This is a genomic window from Gabonibacter massiliensis (genome assembly GCA_001487125.1).
GTDB classification, from domain to species: domain Bacteria; phylum Bacteroidota; class Bacteroidia; order Bacteroidales; family Marinifilaceae; genus Gabonibacter; species Gabonibacter massiliensis.
Map to the genome: position 1 here is coordinate 342,191 of LN913012.1, position 21,338 is coordinate 363,528.

Consider the following 21,338-nt stretch of genomic DNA (forward strand, 5'->3'; position numbering starts at 1 on the left):
GTTTGGGGCTTTAATTACGGCTTTAACACTACCGGCTAAATTTGCAAGATGGATAAATACAATTAAAAGATCACTAAAATTGTTTTCATGGTGGTTTATTTGAAACAGTACGGATGAGAACGGATAAAATCGTCTTTTTGAGTACCACTTTTTTGTAAAATTCATTGTAAGCTAAAGATTTATTTGTATTTTTGCGCCCGTTATTAGGAAATATAATGTCTAATTTATTAGCAGAGAAAGAATTAATCATGACAGAAGAACAAAAAGAAATGCAAGTAGAACTTGCAAAAGAAGAAGTAAACAAAACGGCGCCGGCAGTGGCAACTGCTGAGGCTGACGAGGATTTTGATTGGGAGGCTTATGCGAATGATGATGTGATTTCTGCATCAGAAAAAGAAGAATTAGCAAAAAAATACGCCGACACTCTTTCTTCCGTGGTAGAAAAAGAGGTAGTCGAGGGTACGGTTATCTCTATGAACAAGAGAGAGGTTGTAGTAAACATCGGTTACAAGTCGGACGGTATTATTTCGTTGAATGAATTCCGTTACAATCCGGAATTGAAGGTGGGTGACAAAGTAGAGGTATACGTTGAAACTCAGGAAGATAAAAGAGGCCAATTGACATTGTCTCATAAAAAAGCGAGAGCTTTACGTAGCTGGGATCGGGTGAACTCGGCATTGGATAACGATGAGGTGATTAAGGGCTTTGTAAAATGTCGTACGAAGGGTGGTATGATCGTGGATGTATTCGGTATCGAGGCTTTCTTGCCGGGATCTCAGATCGACGTGAAACCGATTCGCGATTACGATGTATACGTTGGTAAGACCATGGAATTCAAAGTGGTTAAAATCAATCAGGAATTCAAAAACGTTGTTGTTTCTCATAAAGCTCTTATTGAGGCTGAGTTGGAACAACAGAAGAAGGATATTATTTCTAAATTGGAAAAAGGACAGGTACTTGAAGGTACTGTTAAGAATATTACCTCTTACGGAGTATTCATTGACTTGGGCGGTGTAGACGGACTGATCCATATTACGGACCTTTCTTGGGGTCGCGTAAACCATCCGAATGAAATCGTTCAATTGGATCAGAAGTTGAATGTGGTTATCCTTGACTTCGATGATGAGAAGAAACGTATTGCCTTAGGTTTGAAACAATTGACTCCTCATCCGTGGGATGCTTTGAGTGCGGACTTGAAGGTCGGTGACCGCGTGAAGGGTAAGGTCGTTGTTATGGCGGATTACGGAGCTTTCGTAGAGATTGCCGCGGGTGTAGAAGGTTTGATTCACGTATCGGAAATGTCTTGGTCTCAACATCTGCGTTCTGCTCAAGATTTCATGAAAGTGGGTGACGAGGTAGAAGCTGTTATTCTTACCTTGGATCGTGATGAGAGAAAGATGTCTTTGGGTATCAAACAGTTGAAAAACGATCCTTGGCAAAATATCGAAGAGAAGTATGCCGTGGGAACGAAACATAAAGCTATTGTTCGTAACTTCACTAACTTCGGGGTATTCGTAGAAATCGAAGAGGGTGTTGACGGATTAATCCATATCTCTGATCTTTCTTGGACGAAGAAAGTGAAACATCCGGCAGAATTTACTCAGATCGGAGCTGAAATCGATGTGGTTGTTCTTGAAATAGACAAGGAGAACAGAAGATTGAGTTTGGGACACAAACAATTGGAAGAGAATCCTTGGGATGTATTCGAGACTATCTTTACCGTTGATTCCATTCATGAAGGAACGATTACTGAAATTTTCGATAAGGGAGCGGTTATCGCATTGCCTTACGGTGTGGAAGGTTTCGCCACTCCACGTCATTTAGTAAAAGAAGACGGATCTCAGGCTCAGGTAGATGAAAAATTGCCGTTCAAAGTAATTGAGTTCAACAAGGGTGCCAAACGGATTATTCTCTCTCATTCCCGTATTTTTGAGGATGAGCAAAAAGCCGTAGAATCAGCCAAGAGAAAAGACGAAGCTCAAACCACGAAAAAAGCCGTTAAGAAAGTGAAAGAGAAGTTGGAAAAAACGACTTTGGGAGATATCACCGAGTTGGCTGCTTTGAAAGATCAAATGGAGGCGCAAGCTGAAGAAGAAGCTAAAAACGAAGAGGCGTAATTGATTCGTGAAATTTGAATTAACCATATTGGGGTGCGGTTCTGCCGTGCCCACTCTTCAAAGAAATGCTGCCGCTCAAGTACTTAATGTGCTTGAGCGGTACTTTCTTATAGATTGCGGTGAGGGTACCCAACACCAGCTCCGGCGTTTTAAGGTGCCTTACAATAAGATCAATCGTATTTTTATTTCTCATTTGCACGGGGATCATTTTTTCGGTCTGATTGGGCTGTTATCTACTTTTTCCATGCAAAACCGCAGGGGCGAGTTACATGTCTATGCCGACAAGCGATTACAGGAGATAATTGAATTTCAATTGAAACTCATGAACTCCCGCTTAAATTATCCCTTGATCTTTCATCATTTGGGACGGGAGCCGGAATTGATATACGAGGACAAGTTGGTTACCGTTCGTTCTTTTCCATTAAAACATCGGTATGAAGCTCCGGCAAACGGTTTTCTGTTTGCAGAGAAAGAGAGGCCGAGAAGTATCTGCCGGGAGATGGCAGAGGCTTTTCAGGTTCCGGTGGCTTTTATGCATCGGTTAAAAGAGGGAGAGGATTTTATAACTTCTGAAGGAGAGATTATTCCTAACGAACGGCTTACGGCGTCTCCGCCGGCACCTCGTTCGTATGCCTATATGACGGATACTCTTTTCCGGGAATCTTTTGCCGAATACGTGCGAGGTGTCGATCTTCTCTATCACGATGCCACGTATGGAGACGAGTTCGCAGACTTGGCGAAGGCGACTTACCACAGTACGGCAACCCAGGCAGCTCGAATGGCCTTGTTGGCCGGGGCCAAACGACTTTTGTTAGGACATTTTTCATCCCGTTACATTGATCCTTCTCCTTTATTGGAACAAGCCCGTATCGTTTTTCCTGATACCGAACTTTCCAAGGATGGAGCTGTTTTTGAAATACCTTTGATAAAACGGTCTCGCCTTTAATTTTTATAACAATTCGTTTATACCTGTACAGGCTACGGGAAATTTTTATCGCGACTAAATTCAGCTTAGGAACCTCGATGTTTAGGGAGAGCGAATCTTTGTAGCTTATTTTAAAAATTATTTAGGAACAATAGTACCAACGACGATTTTGAGTATTCTATATACGTGGTTAAAAGATAAAGTCATTTATTCAAAACTATGTTTATATGGAAGAATCAATTGTGAAGGTGGAACATTTGTCCCATCGTTATAGTGTGCAATGGGCTATTCGAGACATTAATTTCGAGATAACCCGTAATGGTATTTACGGTTTGTTGGGTTCTAACGGAGCCGGAAAGTCTACCACGATGAATATTATGTGTGGGGTTTTGAAACAGACGGAGGGAGAGATCTACATTAAAGGAATAAGTATGCGGGAAAATCCGGTAGAGGCGAAGAGATATATCGGATTCCTACCTCAGAAACCTCCGTTATATAATGATTTGACAGTAGAGGAGTTTTTGACGTTTACGGCTAATATCCGAAGAATTCCGGCCAGTGAAGTGGCTGCGGCGGTGAAGAGTGTAATGGGGCGTTGCGGATTGACTCATTTCAGTAAGCGTTTGATCCGTAATCTTTCCGGCGGTTATCAACAGAGAATAGGTATTGCACAAGCTATCATTCATGATCCTGCATTTGTCGTATTGGATGAGCCTACCAACGGGTTGGATCCGAATCAAATCGTGGAGATTCGCCATTTGATAAAAGAGATAGCGGAAGACAGAACGATTATTCTTTCTACTCATATTCTACCCGAGGTACAGGCTACCTGTGACTATATACGGATGATAGAGGAGGGGCAAGTGGTCTTTGCCGGAACCGTGGAAGAGTTTGATAATTATATCGTTCCAAGCAGTATATTTGCTTCTTTGGCTTCTGCGCCCGACGTGGAGGATTTGAAGTCTCTTCCGGGAGTGATCGGTGCGGAGCATTTGGGAGGTATCAATTATCGTATTCAATTTACGGATGCGAGAGAGGCCATTTCCCATGTCGTCCAAGCCAGTGTGGCTAATGATTGGCAATTATTGGAAATTCGAATGGAAAAGAGTTCGTTGGATAATATTTTTGCCGAATTATCTACCAAAAGTAAAAAATAAAGAGATTGCGTATGAAGATGATATTTAAAATAGCCAAGACGGAGTTGCAGTCTTTGTTTTATTCTCCTGTGGCTTGGTTGATACTGGTTATTTTTACTTTTCAGGTCGGTATGATCGCTTCCGCTTTGTTTGAGGAGACGGTCCGTTATCAAGCCATGGGCTATACCGGCGGGGGTAAAACTTTTTTATTCGGGAAAATATTCACTGTCGTGCAAAGTTATCTTTATCTCTACATCCCTTTGTTGACGATGGGAGTCGTAAGCCGGGATTTGGGGGGCGGCACGATTAAATTGTTACACTCATCTCCATTGCGTAACAGTCAGATTATATTGGGTAAATACTTGGGAGTAATGGTCTTTGGTCTGGCTATGATGGGAGTGTTGGTGTTTTATACCGTTTTGGGACTTTGTACGATCCATTTGATGGATCTTCCTTACGTGTTGTCCGGATTATTGGGGTTGTTCTTGTTGTTGGGAGCTTACGCGGCTATCGGTGTTTTCATGTCCAGTATTACTTCCTATCAGGTCGTGGCGGCTTTGGGCACGTTAGGCGTTTTATCCGTGTTGAATTATGTGGGTATGGTATGGCAGGATATGGAATTTATACGGGATCTTACTTACTGGTTATCTATTAGGGGACGGACGGAGGAATTTATACGGGGATTGATATGCAGTGAGGATGTGATTTACTTTTTAGTCGTTATCGCTTTATTCCTCACTTGGGCTACCCTTCATATACGTTACCGGGTACAAAGGAGTCGTTGGTCCGTACGTTGGGGAGCCTATGTCGGGGCGTTGGTTTTTGTCATGCTGGTAGGTTACCTCAGTTCCCGGCCGAAATTAATGTCTTATTACGATGCTACCCGGACTAAACGAAATTCGTTATCGGTTGCCAGTCAGGATATCGTTGCCAGAGCGGAAGGCGGACTCACGATTACGACTTATACGAATATTTTGGATAAGGATTTCTGGTCGACTTTACCCGGAAGAATAAATAGCGACAAACGGGAGTTCCGCGAGTTTGTTCGTTTCAAGCCGGAAATGAAGTTGAAATACGTTTATTTCTATGCTGATGCGAATAATGAGGAGTTGGATCAGCGTTTTCCGGATTTGAATGATAAAGAGAGAGCGGAAAGGTTGTGTGATCAGTTGGAGTTGAATTTTTCGAAATTCCGTTCACCTGAAGAGATGCAGGATATAGAGGATTTGAGCGAAGAGGGGAATCGGACCGTACGGGTCGTGGAACGGGAAAACGGACAAAAAACTTTTTTGCGTTTTTACGATTTCGGCGGTTTCAGGATGGGACCCGGGGAAGCTGAGATTTCTGCTGCTATCAAACGCTTGGTCATGAGATTGCCTCATGTCGGATTTCTGAAAGGACACGGGGAGCGAAGTATATATAAGGAGGGAGACAGGGAGTACAAGCGTTTCTCAAGTGATAAGAGTTTTATGTCGGCTTTGATAAATCAAGGATTTGACGTAGAAGAGGTAACGTTGGAAAAAGAGATTCCGGCCGAAATAGATATTTTGGTTATTTCAGAGTTGAGGTCGGCTTTGACTTCGGCGGAAAGGGCCTATCTGGATCGTTATATCGAAAGAGGGGGAAATTTATTGATTTTGGGAGAGCCGACAGCACAAGATCGGATGAATCCTGTTGCGGAATCTTTTGGAGTTCAGTTTATGTCCGGAAGATTGGTACGACCGTCAGAGGTTTATCAAGCGGATTTAATTCAAAGTATTCCTACGGATGCCGGAGTCGCTTTGTGGGATGGGTTGGCGTACATGAGAGAGAGGGAGGGGTGTGTGGCGATGCCCGGGAGTGCCGGGTTGACTTATACGCCGGATAAGGGGTACTCCATGACTCCTATTTTGGTCAGCGATACGGTCGGGTGTTGGAATGAAGTCGGAACGAAAAATTTTATGGAAGGGACGATTACTTATGATTCCTTATCCGGGGATAGGATGGGACCCTTTATTACGGCAATGGCTTTAACCCGCCAGGTGAACGATAAAGAGCAGCGGGTGGTTATCGTGGGTGATTCCGATTGTATCAGCAACGGAGAGTTCGCTTCGGGGCGAAAAGGCGTACCCGCCATGAATTATACTTTAGTGCGGTCAGCTTTTTATTGGCTTTCCTATGAAGAGGTGCCGGTGAGAATAACTTATCCGGAGTTGATCGATGATTACCTTTTCGTGAGTGAAGACGGCATGGAGTTTTTGAGCGTTCTATTCATGGGAATATTACCGGCATTGTTGGCTATGGCCGGTATGATTATTTGGATACGCCGGAAAGGCCGGTAATTTGTTAATTATTTATGTTTTGATGTGATGAAAATGATAATGAAAATCGCGAAAACCGAGTTGCAGATGTTATTTTACTCGCCTGTAGCCTGGTTGATTCTTATAATTTTTACCTTTCAATCGGGTTTGGTCTTTTCCGAGGGAGTTTCGCGGATGGTTCTGGAAAAGACGATGGGGTGGAAATTAATGGGCGTCAGTACGAATATTTTCGTTCGGGTACTTTATTCGATGCAGGAATATCTTTTCCTTTATATTCCTATTTTGACCATGGGATTGGTGAGTCGTGATCTGGCTGGCGGAACAATGAAATTATTGCACTCTTCTCCCATGACCAACGCTCAGATTATTTTAGGAAAATATCTTTCTATGATGATATTTGCTTTGGTATTGGTTGGTATTTTTTTAGTCTACCTGCTTTTTCTTTTGTGTTTTGTCGAGAATGTCGATGTGTTGACCATTCTCTCGGGAATTTTTGGCCTTTATTTGTTGATATGTACTTATGCGGCTATCGGACTTTTTATGTCGTCCGTCTCTTCCTACCAGATTATCGCTGCTATCGGTACGCTGACCATCTTGTCTTTCCTGAATTATATCAACCAGATGTGGCAAGAGATTGCATTTGTGCGGGATGTAGCTTTCTGGTTGTCTATTCGCGGTCGGACAGGGGGGCTTATCGGGGGATTAATTTGTAGCGAGGATCTTATCTACTTTATAATGGTTCCTGCCATGTTCGTCACTTTTGCGATCATACATCTCTCTTCCCGGGTTAAACACGTGTCGTGGGGAAAAAATGCCATGAAATACGCGGGAGTATTTTTAATTATTGCTTGCGTGGGGTATTTAAGTTCCCGTCCCCGTTTGATGGGGTTCGTGGATGTTTCCCGGGAGAAGGGCAATACGCTGACTCCCCATAGTCAGGAGATCGTGAAACTTTTGAAAGGGGGATTGACGATTACCACTTATAATAATCTGATGGACCGGGATTACATGAAGGCATTGCCCCAGTACGTGAATTCCGATAAATACTCTTTCTGGAGATACATACGTTTCAAGCCGGAGATTAAATTGAAATACGTCTATTATTATGATACGGTTGTAAATAAACAGATGGAAAACTTTTACCCGGAACTCTCTTTTGAAGATCGTGCCAGAAGGTTTGCAGGAATTCATAAGTTGAAATTCTCCCGGTATTTATCGCCCGAACAGATCAGAAGCGTGATCGATTTACGTCCTGAAGGTAACTATTTTGTTCGGCAAATAGAGCGGGAGAGCGGAGAAAAAATGTTTTTACGCCTTTACAATGATATGTTCCGGGATCCAGGCGAAGCGGAGATTTCTGCCGCATTCAAACGTATGGTAATGGAGTTGCCTACCGTGGGATTTTTAACGGGACATGGGGAACGGAATATTAATCGGGAAGGAGACCGGGATTATATTCGTTTCGCTCAGGATAAATGGTTCCGTCAGGCCTTGGTTAATCAGGGATTCGATGTGCAAGAGGTCGAACTTACCGGAGAAATACCTGCCGTTATTAAGATCTTAGTGATTGCCGATATGAGGAAAGAGTTGACGGATGAGGAGAAAGAAAAGTTGGACCGTTATATCGAGAGGGGTGGAAATCTGGTACTTATCGGGGAGAACGGGTATCAAAAGTATATGAATTCGTTGGTCGAACCTCTGGGAGTTTCTTTCGTGAACGGAGTATTGGTACAACCCTCGGAAAATTATTCTCCGGATATGGTGTTGAGCAGACCGACTCCGGAATCATGGGAGTTGTCTTATTATTTTAAAGGGATGGCCAAATGGAATTCCTGTGCCACGATGCCGGGATGTATGGGACTGGAATATGTGACCGATAAAGGGTTTACGGTAACACCTCTTTTAGTGACCGATTCAACAGGCGTATGGAATGAATTGGAAACGACTAATTTTATAGATGATACGGTAAAATTGAATCCGGCGGTCGGGGAGAGAGAGCAACGTTATGTAACGGCTTTAGCCCTATCCCGGAAGATCGGGGAAAAGGAACAAAAGATTGTCGTGTTGGGAGATGCTGATTGTATCAGTAACATAGAGTTATTTAAGAGAAGAGAGGAGATACGTGCTGAGAATTATTATATTATTTTAGGATCTTTCCACTGGTTATCGGATGGGGAAGCTCCGGTTGATGTTCGCCGTCCTCTTCCCATAGATAACGATATCTTTTTGGGAAAGGAAGGTGCTAAGATTACTAAAGTTGCTTTCACCTGGGTGATCCCCGGATTGATATTACTGTTAGCTCTTTTGGTCTGGATCAGGAGAAGGAGCCGGTAGGTTTAGTTTCTTATATTTTCATGGTGTCGTTTTGCGACACCATGTTTTTTTGATTAATATAAAAAAATATAATAATTAAGAAGAGGGAAATGTGGTTCATAACTTTATAATTATTATTGTCTTTCGGAATCGTTTAAAGTGGAGGTGAATGTATGCGTGATAAGTTTTAACAAAAAGATTTGTTAAATCGATAATACCAAAAGGATACATACGTATTATTTAATTAGTAAGGGGTAAGTGAGTGCTTGTAGGTGTTTTTTTTCGTTACAAAAAACGATCGATTTTTAATGATACGGGACAGATTGTTATAAAAATTCTAAACTATTGATTCTTAGAATCAAAAACTTTCAAAACAAGAGTATTAAAGGCTTTTTAAGGATCATAATTAATCGATGGTTTTTTGATAGGGGTAGGGAAATGTACGTTGATTTTAAATTTAAAGTGTGCTATAATAATTAAAGGGGGGATTCCAACAATGATAAGATTAGAAAGCATTTTGGAAGGGATTAACAGGAAGGATGAGCGTAGCTGGGAACAATTGTATGCAGCCTGTTATGCGGCTTTGTGTACCTATACGGAATCCTTCGTGTCCGATATGGATACGGCTAAAGATATTGTGCAGGAGTTGATGGTGGGCATATGGAATTCGGATGCTCATTTCTCAACCTCGGCAGAGTTATTAAGCTATTTGTATAAGTCTCTACACAATAATTCTTTGATCTACATAAGGAATAAAAAAACGCGGGAACGGATTTTAGATAAATTGACAAAGAACGAAGAAGAGGAGGAGGATCATGATTTTTCAATCAGAGTCGTGCGGGAGGAAGTTACGAGATTGTTGTATATGCATATAAGAACTTTACCGCGGATGCGAAGAAAGATTGTTGAGTTGAGTATAAATGGTTTTTCGGGAAAAGAGATCGCGAGTAAGTTGGGTATTAGTATTAATACGGTGAAGGTCCAGAAAAATAGAAGTATAAAGTATTTACGTGATTGTTTAATAAATGTGAAAACGGAATACGAACTCTGATTTTTTTTAAAAAAAAGTAATACCGAGTGAAGGTTTAGGTATTTTATAATCGATATGAAGGAAGAAAAGCGATATATTGAATTAATTATTAAGTCCTGGGCAGGAACACTAACGTTAGCGGAAAAACGAGAAGTGGAGAAGTTGTTGGAAAAGGAAGAGTGGGCGGAATTGAAGAGGGAGTTGGAGAATGACCGCGTTTTAATGGGGCGTTTCAAAGAGTATGAAAAATACGATACGGCAGGAGATTTTTTGTTGTTTTTGGAGCGGGTACGCAAGAATAAAAAAACGACGAAAAAACAGAGGTCTATGTCCCGAATGTTTGCTTGTGCGGCTTGTTTCGCGTGTTTGATCATGGCTTCGTGGATATTTATTCATCAAGAATTATTACCGGTTGACGAAAGCATCGCAAAAGTTTCGCCGATGGAACCCATAGACCGGAATAGTATCCGTTTGATTTTAGACAATGATTCCATGATTGCTTTATCGGGAGAAGCAGAAGCTAAAAAATTGGATACGTTAGGAGTTTCTTTCATGACGGGTATACAGACTTTAGATTATACGCGGGTGAAGCGGGATACGTTGGTCGATTCTATGACCTATCATACTTTAATCGTTCCGAAGGGGTGTGTATTCAACATCGTTTTGGAGGACAGTACGAAAGTGTATCTGAACGCGGAAACCGTGATAAAATACCCGAGGTTTTTTGCTGGAAATAGGCGGGAAGTCTATATAGAGGGGGAAGCCTATTTCGAGGTTAGCAGAGATGAGGAGAGACCTTTTATCGTAAAAGGAAATAATTTCTTCGTGGAGGTGTTGGGAACTTCATTCGATGTAATGAATTATGAGAATGAACACGAATCGCGGGTAACCTTACTGTCCGGTAAAGTAAGGATGTGTACCGAAGATACCGTTTGGCAATTAACACCCGGGGAACAGCTCTCTCTTTCTGTTGCCAACGAGATTAATGTACGTCGTGTAAATACAAAAAATGTGATATCATGGATGGATCGTAAGTTCAATTTCGAAGGAGAGACCTTGGAAATGATTATGAGAAAGATTTGTCGATGGTATGACGTGGAAGTACTGTTTGAGAAGCCTTCTTTACGGGAATCGCGGTTTACGGGGACTCCTCCGAATAATATTTCGTTACAGGAGTTATTGGATGAATTTTTAAATTATACTACGGATATAGAATTTACATTACATAACGGTGTGATTAGTGTAAAAGAGTTAAAGCATATTTAAATATTTTAATAATTAGTTAATTGATAGAGTCGGAAGATATCTAAAAGGGGAATTTACATTCTAAATTGTAGTTTATTTAATTAAAATTTATATTGTAAAATAAATATATATAATATTTCATTAAAAATAGTCTAATATCAATTTTCGGCAAATTCTACAACCAATCTACAAACAGCGGTGAAACCCGCGTAAAAGGAGGCAAACGAATGGAATGCGGGTTTCATTTTTAGTAATTTAAAACTAATCTACATGAAAAAAAAGAAGTCAAACTTATTGATGATGGGGAAAAAGATAAGTAGGATCTTATCTCTTTTTATCTTGCTTCAAGTGTTCGGGTTCGCAATTTGTCGGGCACAGTCTCCGACAGAGCCTAAGTTAACCGTGGAATTCGAGAAGTCAACATTTATGCAGGTGTTGGATTACATTAAAGAAAACACCAATTACGATTACATGTGTAATAATGAGGAGATGAAAAAGATTCCTTTGATTACGCATTCTTTTGAGAATGCCCCGGTTTCTGAAATTCTCGAAGTGTGTTTAAAGGATACGGAATACACTTTCGTTATTACTCGAAACGTGATTGTTATTCAAAAAAGACAGTCGAAAGCTGCCGTTTTGGAACAGGTTACTATTCGTGGAAAGATTTTCGACGAGAAAGATCTGCCTCTGCCCGGAGCCGCGATTGTTGTCAAAGGAACCCATTTGGGGGTAACCTCCGATGTAGATGGAAATTTTAGTTTATCTCTTCCCCGGAAGGATACGGTTCGTCTGTCGGTAAGTTTCGTGGGAATGATTACCAAAGAGGTAACCGTTACGGATTTTCAAAAAGAGGTTATAGTTAAGATGGAGCTCGAGGTAAAACAGGTGGAAGAAGTTATTGTTACCGGGTACGGTAATATTCGGAGATCCGCTTTTACGGGAAATGCGGTGAGTGTGACTCGCGAGGAGCTTTTGAAGGTTTCCAAGACGAATGCCGTTGCTGCTTTGCAGGTTTTCGATCCCTCTTTCCGTATCATAGACAATAATTTGTGGGGTTCGGATCCGAATGCCTTGCCCGAAGTACGGCTCCGCGGCCAGGCCAGTATCGGTGTGAAAGATTTGGATCGGAGTAGCGTATCTAAATCGGTATTGCGTAATAACCCGAATCTGCCTCTTTTCATCATGGATGGATTTAAGGTATCGATCGAGCGCGTATACGACATGGATCCGAACCGTATCGAAAGTATGACTATTTTGAAAGATGCGGCAGCCACGGCGCGATACGGAGCTGAAGCCGCTAACGGTGTTGTCGTTATCACGACGGTAGCTCCTAAAGCCGGAGAAGTTCAATTTACCTATAATATGACGGGTATTTTGGAAATGCCTAATTTGCACGGTTATAATCTGATGAACGCCGAGGAAAAAGTGGAGGCTGAAAAAGCGGCTGGTTTGTATGACTTTACGGATCCCGTTTCTCGAACTTTGTATAACGAGAAAATGAAACTTTTAGCCCGCGGCGTTGATACCTATTGGTTGAGTAAGCCTTTAAGAAACAATTTCAATCATACTCATAGTTTGACGGTGGAAGGCGGTTCCAAAGAGATGAGATATGGACTTAATTTTGCTTTTGATGATCAGAAAGGGGCAATGAAGGGTTCTTACAGACAAGGGCTCGACGTCTCTTTTGATTTCCGCTATTTGACGGAAAAGGTACAGGTCTCCAATTTAATCAGGTATGGTGTCGTGAAGAGTCATGAATCTCCTTATGGAAATTTTTCCGAATATACAACCTTACTACCCTATCTTGAATATAAAGATGCTGACGGAAAGTATGTGAAGTCATTGAAGGATTTTGACTTACATTCAGATCGTTTTAATCCGAATCCTTTGTATGAAGCGAATATAGGAAACTATGACAAGTCTAAATACAACGAGTTGACCGAACAATTCAGTATCAGATGGTATATCTATCCTACACTTCAATTGGAAGGAAGATTGCAGATAAATCAGAGGAGAGACAGGGGAGATAAATTTACCCATCCGGAGTCTTTGTACAGCGAAAGAGAAGCGGGTGACGATATGTCTTTGCAAGGGCAATTAAGTCGCACCGACGGCGATGATGTTTCATGGCAGGGGCGTGTTTCTTTAACTTATAATGAGTTGGTAGGTAAACATAATATGAATCTTTCCGCCGCAATGGACGTTTCAACTTCCAAAAGGGAGAACAATGCAGCCGTTTACAGGGGATTCCCTTCCGGGGAATTTACCTCTATCAGTTTTGCTAAAGAGGTGGTGGATAAGCCGACTTCAAGCGATGAAAAGAGAAGAACGCTCGGTTTTACCTTGATGTTTAATTATTCTTATAATGATATCTATCTGGGGGATGTCTCTGTTAAGATGGACGGTTCTTCCGAATACGGTTCCGATCGTCGTTTTGCGCCTTTCTGGGCATTCGGTGCCGGTATCAATATTCACAATTATCCGTTTATGAAAAATTCCGTTATTTCTAAGTTGAAACTTCGCGGATCTTACGGAACCGAGGGATCCTTGAACTTCCCTTCATATGCAGCGATTCCGATGCACGAGATCGATATTTCTCGTTGGTATGCAACCGGTCCTGGAGCGTCTTTGATGAGCACGAGAGGTAACACGGACTTGGAGTGGCAAAAAACAAAATTGTTTGATGTCGGTCTCGAATTGGGAATTTTAAATGATCTTATTTACATCCATCCTTCTTACTATATAAAGATTACCAACGGATTGGTGGATAATGTTACGCTACCTTCTTCAACCGGTTTCAGTACTTACACCAGTAATGTGGGTAAAACCGAGAATAAAGGTTTCGAGATAGAATTGAGAAGTAACATCATTAATCGTCAAGATCTCTATTTGGCCGTATTTGCCAATTTGGCTCATGTGACGAATAAGATTAAGAAGATCTCGGATGCTTTGAAAGCTTATAATGATAAGGTAAACGAATACTATTCGGATCAGGAGAACGATGTAACGCGTGTATTGACCAAATACGAAGAGGGACAATCCACGACGGCCGTTTACGGAATGAAATCATTGGGTATCGATCCGGCGACGGGTAAAGAACTTTATGTTTACAAAGACGGAACTGTGGGGTACGAGTGGAAAGCCACGGAGATGAGTGTTATCGGAGACAAAACGCCGAAAGCGGACGGTTCGTTCGGTCTTAACTTCAGGTATAAAGGCTTCTCTTTGTTTACGGCCTTTACTTATAAGTTCGGAGGGGATTTTTACAATACTACTTTGATATCGAAAGTCGAAAATGCCGATTTCAGAAAGAATGTGGATAAGCGAGCCATGGAATTGCGTTGGCAAAATCCCGGTGATATCACCATGTATAAGGATATAAAAGATCGTGAAGTCGATACGAAACCTACTTCTCGTTTTATGCAGCGTGATAATGAATTGAAATGGAATTCCTTGACATTGGAGTATGATTTCTCGGGAGAAAAATTGCAGAAATATGGTATCAATATGTTGCGGTTCTCTGTGGGAACGACAGATATTTGGAGACTCTCTACGGTGAAGACAGAGCGGGGAACGAATTATCCTTATGCGAATTCAGTGAACTTCACTTTAAATATTGGTTTCTGATCGATGGATTAAAAGTTACAAAATATGAAAAGAATAAAATATATATTATTTTTTATAAATATCATCACCTTCATGTCATGTGAAGATTGGTTCGATGTAAAACCTGACAATCAGGTGAGTAGTGATGATCTGTATTCAACGGGCAGCGGTTATCGGATGCAGTTGAATGGTATCTATATGGGGTTGTCAGAAACTTCTTTGTATGGCGAAAACCTGAGCTGGGGGTTTATGGATATTTTAGGACAATACTATACGGAAGAGTGTCTGACGGATGATCAGAAAGATATCAATAATTTCCTTTACAAAGGAAATGTCGTAAAAGGACTCGCCAGTACGATATGGAGTAAAATGTATCACGTGATAGCCGATTGTAATGACTTGATCGACCATGTATCCAAAGAGAGTGCGAGTGCTTTTGAATTCGGAGAGATAGAGAAGGCAAAAATTTACGGGGAAGCTTTAGCCATGAGGGCGTTCGTGCATTTCGATTTGTTGCGTTTGTTTGCTCCCGCTAAAGATGACGGTAAGAGATACATTCCTTATGTGACGGATATTAACGGTACGATAAATATACCGTTAACCGTGAATCAAACGTTGGAAAGAATCGTGAACGATTTGAAGGAGGCCCAGCCTTTGTTGGTACAATGGGATTCATCCTATGTTATAGAAGATGATCGGTCTGTTATACGTATAGCTAAAGTTTTAAGAGATACCAGGTTTACGTTATTTTGGAACGAATACGAGACGAAGGTTGTTTCTTACTTTGAGAAACGCCCGGGATATCGTATGCATTATGCTGCTGCAAGAGCTATTTTAGCCCGGGTTTATTCCTATATGGGATTGCAAAAAGAGGCCTATGACGAAGCCTATGCCGTGTGTAACCTGAAAGAGAGTCGCTGGTCGAACCCCTTTGACTTTAATTACGAATGGGATATAGATGGAACAAGTGAAAATGGAAATAAAAAATTATTAGGTGATGTTATCATGGCATTTTATAATGAGAAAAATGCGGATAATTTTAAACCTTACCTGAGTACGTCCCCTCTTTATTATAGAAACCTGAAAGGATTGTTCAGCGGAGATGCATTGGGAAGTGACGTGCGTTATCTCTACCTGACCATGAATTATCGGGACGGCGGCCGTGTTTCCGTAAAAAACAGACAAGGAACTACCGATGTGGAAGCTATTCCGGTGATTCGTAAAGCCGAATTGTATTACATCATGGGCGAGTATTTGGCATCGCACGGAGATGTTGAAGGTGCTTGTGAATTGCTTCAAGAGATTAAAGAACGGCGGAATGATATCACTCTTTGGCCGAATATCAATAACGCCACGGAGTTCATGGACTTTATGTTGATCGATGCCCGGAGAGAGTTTATGGGTGAGGGACAGTCTTTCTTTATGTACAAGCGATTAAATCGTTCCTTGTGGGACGGTGCCAGTTCGATAGATCTGACAGGACGGAGCTATTTACCGATACCTGATAGTGAAAACGTATTATTATGACGTTAATTAATAAATTAAAATATAGTATTATGAGATATATATTCATATTTACAATACTGTTTTCCGTTTTTTATTCCTGTAGTGAAGATAAATTGGATACATACGATGCGGAACGGTACGTTTATTTTTCCAATACTTCCACCGATAGTATTGTGGAATCGTTTTTCTTTTATCCCGGGGCAAACAGTCGAGAGGTAAAGATAGAGATCGGTTATGCCGGGAAAGAGATTACGGGTAATTGCAAGTATCGGATAGAAGTAGATCAGGATTTGACGACTGCGGCTGCAAATGACTATAGTTTCAGCAATGATCAAGTCTGGGAGGCCGGGAAGGATAAGGATACCCTCGTACTTACGTTAAACAAGACTCCTAATTTGGACAATAAACGCGTACGTTTGGTTTTGAAGATTGTTGCAAGTGATGATTTTAATGTCGGTCCTCTCGCGAATACGAGGTTGATCGTTAATTTTACCTCGATGGCCATTACACCTACCTGGTGGGATGAGCGTATCAGTTCTTCTTATTTGGGCAGATATACGGAGACTAAATATGCCGAGTTTATCAAGGCGACAGGTATAAGCAGCATGGAGAACATGAGTGCAAGTGACAAGAGGTATTATTCATTGAAGTTCAAATATTATTTGATTAATATCAAGAATGAGACGGGTAAGCCGGTTATGGATGAAGGAAATGTAGAGATGACAGTTCCTGTTTTGGGTTAATTATAAATTGATATGATATGAAAATAAGAATATTATTAGCCTTATTCCTTTTTGTTTCTCTTTATAGCTGTTATGAAGATAAAGGGAATTATAATTACAAGGCCATCAATGAAGTTCAAATAACGAGTTTTATAACGAATGAATCGGATTACGATTCCGAAGGGGGATACTCGATCGGTTCTACGGTAAAAGTCTCTCCCGAATTGACATTTGCATTGGATGAAGAGAATGTGCGTTTGGGCTTTCAATGGGTTTTGTTCGGTGAAGTGGTTAGCAGGGAGAGAGAGTTGGTGTGGATTGCCGATACGGCCGGATGGTTTTCTGGGAGAGACTGTTATCTTATTATCCAGGATAGCGTGAGCGGTTTGGAATTCGTGTCCGGTATATATTCCAATGATGCAAATGCAGGATTGCAGTTGTACATTCGGTCGGATGATTTGACGGGCGGGTGGATGATTGTAACTAAACGGAACGGCGACTATGTGATCGACTATGCCAATATCGAACATCGTCGTGATCCGGTAACAGGTGAGTATGTTGCCGTACCTTATACCATCGAAAATGTTTTTGCGGAACGAAATATGGGATTGGAATTGGGCGGAGAGATAAAGGATCTCGAGTGTTTCTTCGTGGAGCGAGGTTTTATGACGCCTTGCCAGGTTTTGATCTTGCAGGAGGGGGGAATCGGACCGGTTTATGTTGACGGTGCGACTTTCCAAAAGAGTATATCCTTGGCAGATGAATTTGTGGGAGGAAGTTTACCGCAGGGTGTGAATTTTGTCAAGGCTTACGATAAACCGAAAGGAACTATTCTGCTTACCGATGACGGACAAGTGTATTTGAGAAGAAAAGATGATCCGGATGCTTATTTCACCGGAAAATTCCCGGATTTTTCTGTAGCTATCGAAAAAGGAATGGATGCCGGCCCGTTTGCCTCTTATCGCTATGATGAGTTGGTTGGTTTGACATTCGATAAGAAAAACAATCGTTTCCTGATGTTACAGGATCGTTTCGAATATTATGACGGAGCTGTTGAGGGCGGTGTGATTTCTCAGGTGTATCAGGCACCGTCCGAGGAGTTTACCATGATGAATAATATGGGTGATGTGGAGATGCTTTATTACGGTAGTTATAAAGATGGGGACGACTTGCGATATTTCGTTATGTATAAAAATAACAATCCGGGAAAGGATGGAAAATATTACTATATGATATTCAAGTATCATAGAGATTGGGAAACCGGATTGTGGGAAGTAGTTCCGTTGATAGAAAAAGTTTTCCCGAGTAGCGAGTTGTTAGATGGAAAGAATGTATTCGCAATTTCTCCTCGAGAGAAACAGTATTTCCTGTTTTCGGGAGGTGATCAGCATGATAAGTTGTATGGTTATATGTTTGCGGGAGACGAGGGTGGTGTAGCCAACGCGAGATTGCTTTATGACTTTAAAGGAGCCACGATTAAAAGTATTGAGGTAACTGACCTATCGGGTCGGGCCGTGTACATGGGAATTGGTTTGTCGAACGGGAAATTGTGTGAAATGGGCATTGTGGCCGGTGCTTTTATCGATGGTGTTACAGAGGATGACATTGATTTTTATCCTCAAGATTTCGGAGATATTCAGTTTATAAGGAAATTAAGAACAGGTAGTAATCAGTGGTAAAAATAGAAGGGAGAGAGCTTTATGCTCTTTCCCTATTTCAATATCGGGTGTGCGTATGTTATGTGAATCGATTTTCTGGTAATAGAACCGGAATTAACTGTTAAAATTATTAAACAAAAAAGTATGAGGAACAAGGCGATTTTTTTTCTGATCGTTGCATTTTTATTGCCCTGTATCGGTATGGCAGGTACTAAAAAAGACAAAAAGACTAAAAAAGAGACTCCTTACCAACGGCTATTTAAGGATAAAAAGTGCAAGACGGTAAAGGGAGTGATTACTATTCACAAAATGGACGATAAGGTCTATTTTGAAATTCCTTTACAGGTATTGGGGAGAGAGATGTTACTGGGATCCACGATCACGGAGATCACCAGTAATTTATTCGGTAGTGTGGGAGAGAAACCTTTCGATCCGCTTCACGTGGTGTTTGTAAAGGATGATTCGGCCACCGTCAGTTTACGGGAGGTTAATTCTATTCAGACTACGAGTACCGAGCGGTACAAAAAGTTGATGAGCGAAGGAAGTATGCCGGCAACCATGGAAAGTTTTGAAGTTAAAGCTTATACTCCTGACAGTTCTGCCGTCATCATAGATATGACGCGATTCCTGCTTAGCGATAAGGGGGAGTTGAGTCCTTTTACTCCGTGGAGTCCGATCTTGATGATGAATCGGGATATGAAGATGGAAAAACAGTATAAAAATCAACTATCCTGTGTCGGTGAGGTTAAATCTTTTGAAGATAATTTTAGTGTTCAGTCTTTGTTGACTTACGAGATGAGTGTGCTGGACAGATGGTTTTATTATTTATACAAGATGCCTTTTTCAGTCGTTATGACCCGTAGTTTTTTGCTTTTACCGGAGACTCCGATGCGTCCTCGCCCGGCTGATCCTCGTATCGGTATTTTCGTGGGAGGGAAATATGCTTTTAACGAGGGAGAACAGACCCAAATTGATTATTATGCTACTCGTTGGAGATTAGAGCCTAAGGACAGGGAGGCTTACGAGAGGGGAGAGTTGGTAGAACCGATAAAACCCATTGTTTTTTATGTGGATAACGCTTTCCCTGAAAACTGGAAAAAGTACGTGAAAAAAGGAGTGGAAGAGTGGCAGGCTGCTTTCGAGAAGATCGGTTTTAAAAACGCTATTGTAGCCAAAGATTTTCCGACGGACGATCCGAATTTCGATCCGGACAATCTGAAGTATTCCTGCGTGCGTTATTCTCCTTCGCCGATAGCTAATGCTATGGGACCTTCTTGGACAGACCCGAGAAGTGGCGAGATCATCCAGGCTAACATTTCGGTTTACCATAATTTGATCCAGTTAGTTCAGGATTGGCGTTTTTTGCAGACGGCCGCAGCTGATCCTTCGGTCAGAAAGGTGGATATGGATGAAGAGACATTGGGAGATTGCATCCGTTATGTTATCTCTCACGAAGTGGGGCATACCTTGGGATTTATGCATAACATGGCTGCTTCGGCTGCCATCCCGACGGACTCTTTGCGTTCTCCGTCATTCACGCAAAAATACGGTACGACTTATTCTATTATGGACTACGCCCGTAACAATTACGTGGCTCAACCGGGCGATGCCGCCCGCGGCGTACGGATGACACCTCCCGTATTGGGACTTTACGATTATTACCTGATCCATTGGTTGTATACACCTATATATTCAGCTCGATCTTCAAAAGAAGAGGTTCCTGTACTGGACAGATGGATTTCTGAAAAATCGGGAGATCCTGTTTATCGTTACGGGAAACAACAGATTTTAGCGCATTATGATCCGAGTTCCTTCGAAGAAGACTTGGGTGAGGATCCGGTTAAATCGGCTACTTATGGTGTGCAAAATTTGAAGTATATCCTAAAACATTTGAATGAATGGACGGCTGCCGACGATAAGGATTTCAGTTTCCGGCAAAATATGTACAACGAGTTGTTGTATCAATATATCCGTTACATGAATCATGTATTGGCCAATATCGGTGGAGTATATTTGAACGAACGTTATGACGGAGACCTGCGTCCGAGTTTTGCTATCGTGGCGAAGGAGAGACAAAGACAAGCCCTTCGTTTCATGCTCGAACAAGTAAGGGATATGGAATGGATTGACGATAAGGATTTTCAGGCAGAGATGCCGATTATGGGGACTTTTGCGCAGACCATTCAGGATATCGTATTGCCTGCCGTTTTGAATCGTACTGGAATCGTGGCTTTCGGGACGAAGTATACGAAAGAGATTGAACCCTATACTCCTGAAGAGTATTTCAATGATATTTATGAATTTGTTTTTGCCCCGACGAAAGCAGGTAAAGATTTGACCGGGGCGGAACGGAAACTTCAAATGGCATTGTTGTCGGAATTGATCAAGGGATCCGGAGCAACAAGCACTCAATTAGGATCCGGTGGAGGTATAGGATTCCGGGATCAGAATCTGATCACCGTTCCGGAAACTATACTTGCGAAGAGCAGAGATACCTATGGATTTACAGGGGAGTACGATTCGGGATTGCTGCGGAATCGTTTCATGGTAAAAAATGAGTTGCAGAATCGGTTCGATACTCCTCAGGTGGGAATAAATGGATTCAGTTTTTGGGTACAACTGCCTATCGAGAACTATTCAATGGAACCTCTTTATTTGTCGACTTTGCAACAAACGTTAAGTTTATTGAAAGACAGAGCGAATACAGGTTCAAAAGAGACCCGGCAACATTACGAGTTACTGATTCATAAAGTAGAACAAGCTTTAGGCAGATAATCATC

12 protein-coding genes are annotated in these 21,338 nt (G+C 41.6%); all 12 read left to right on the forward strand.

Going from position 1 to position 21,338, the window contains the following annotated elements:
• Window positions 1-215: 215 nt before the first annotated feature.
• The 12 genes from rpsA (at window position 216) to BN3283_RS03870 (ending at window position 21,333) form a co-directional block, all read left to right on the forward strand.
• Entirely contained in the window at window positions 216-2,117 is a 1,902-nt protein-coding gene (gene rpsA, locus BN3283_RS03815; RefSeq protein WP_286137497.1) for a 30S ribosomal protein S1, read from the forward strand.
• 7 nt (window positions 2,118-2,124) lie between these two features.
• Entirely contained in the window at window positions 2,125-3,063 is a 939-nt protein-coding gene (locus BN3283_RS03820; RefSeq protein ID WP_059025693.1) for a ribonuclease Z, read from the forward strand.
• 206 nt (window positions 3,064-3,269) lie between these two features.
• A complete protein-coding gene (locus BN3283_RS03825) occupies window positions 3,270-4,199 on the forward strand; it encodes an ABC transporter ATP-binding protein (RefSeq protein WP_059025694.1) in 930 nt (309 codons plus the stop codon).
• Between the two features lie 11 nt (window positions 4,200-4,210).
• Window positions 4,211-6,499: a Gldg family protein gene (locus tag BN3283_RS03830; protein ID WP_059025695.1), complete on the forward strand. Its 2,289-nt coding sequence runs from the start codon at window positions 4,211-4,213 to the stop codon at window positions 6,497-6,499.
• A gap of 27 nt (window positions 6,500-6,526) precedes the next feature.
• Window positions 6,527-8,812 carry a Gldg family protein gene (locus tag BN3283_RS03835; RefSeq protein WP_059025696.1) on the forward strand — a complete coding sequence of 762 codons (2,286 nt, stop codon included), beginning with the start codon at window positions 6,527-6,529 and terminating at the stop codon, window positions 8,810-8,812.
• 475 nt (window positions 8,813-9,287) lie between these two features.
• On the forward strand, window positions 9,288-9,842 hold the full coding sequence (locus BN3283_RS03840) for an RNA polymerase sigma-70 factor (protein WP_059025697.1): 555 nt from the start codon (window positions 9,288-9,290) through the stop codon (window positions 9,840-9,842).
• 54 nt (window positions 9,843-9,896) lie between these two features.
• Window positions 9,897-11,087, forward strand: coding sequence for a FecR family protein (locus BN3283_RS03845; RefSeq protein ID WP_041502044.1), 1,191 nt, complete (start codon window positions 9,897-9,899; stop codon window positions 11,085-11,087).
• 249 nt (window positions 11,088-11,336) lie between these two features.
• Window positions 11,337-14,693 carry a SusC/RagA family TonB-linked outer membrane protein gene (locus tag BN3283_RS03850; RefSeq protein ID WP_059025698.1) on the forward strand — a complete coding sequence of 1,119 codons (3,357 nt, stop codon included), beginning with the start codon at window positions 11,337-11,339 and terminating at the stop codon, window positions 14,691-14,693.
• 24 nt (window positions 14,694-14,717) lie between these two features.
• Window positions 14,718-16,199 (forward strand): RagB/SusD family nutrient uptake outer membrane protein, encoded by a 1,482-nt coding sequence (locus tag BN3283_RS03855; RefSeq protein ID WP_059025699.1) that lies wholly within the window; start codon window positions 14,718-14,720, stop codon window positions 16,197-16,199.
• A gap of 29 nt (window positions 16,200-16,228) precedes the next feature.
• A complete protein-coding gene (locus tag BN3283_RS03860; RefSeq protein WP_286137501.1) occupies window positions 16,229-16,921 on the forward strand; it encodes a DUF4843 domain-containing protein in 693 nt (230 codons plus the stop codon).
• 17 nt (window positions 16,922-16,938) lie between these two features.
• On the forward strand, window positions 16,939-18,579 hold the full coding sequence (locus BN3283_RS03865) for a PKD-like family lipoprotein (RefSeq protein ID WP_059025701.1): 1,641 nt from the start codon (window positions 16,939-16,941) through the stop codon (window positions 18,577-18,579).
• Between the two features lie 123 nt (window positions 18,580-18,702).
• Window positions 18,703-21,333 (forward strand): zinc-dependent metalloprotease, encoded by a 2,631-nt coding sequence (locus tag BN3283_RS03870; protein WP_082667061.1) that lies wholly within the window; start codon window positions 18,703-18,705, stop codon window positions 21,331-21,333.
• Window positions 21,334-21,338 lie beyond the last annotated feature (5 nt).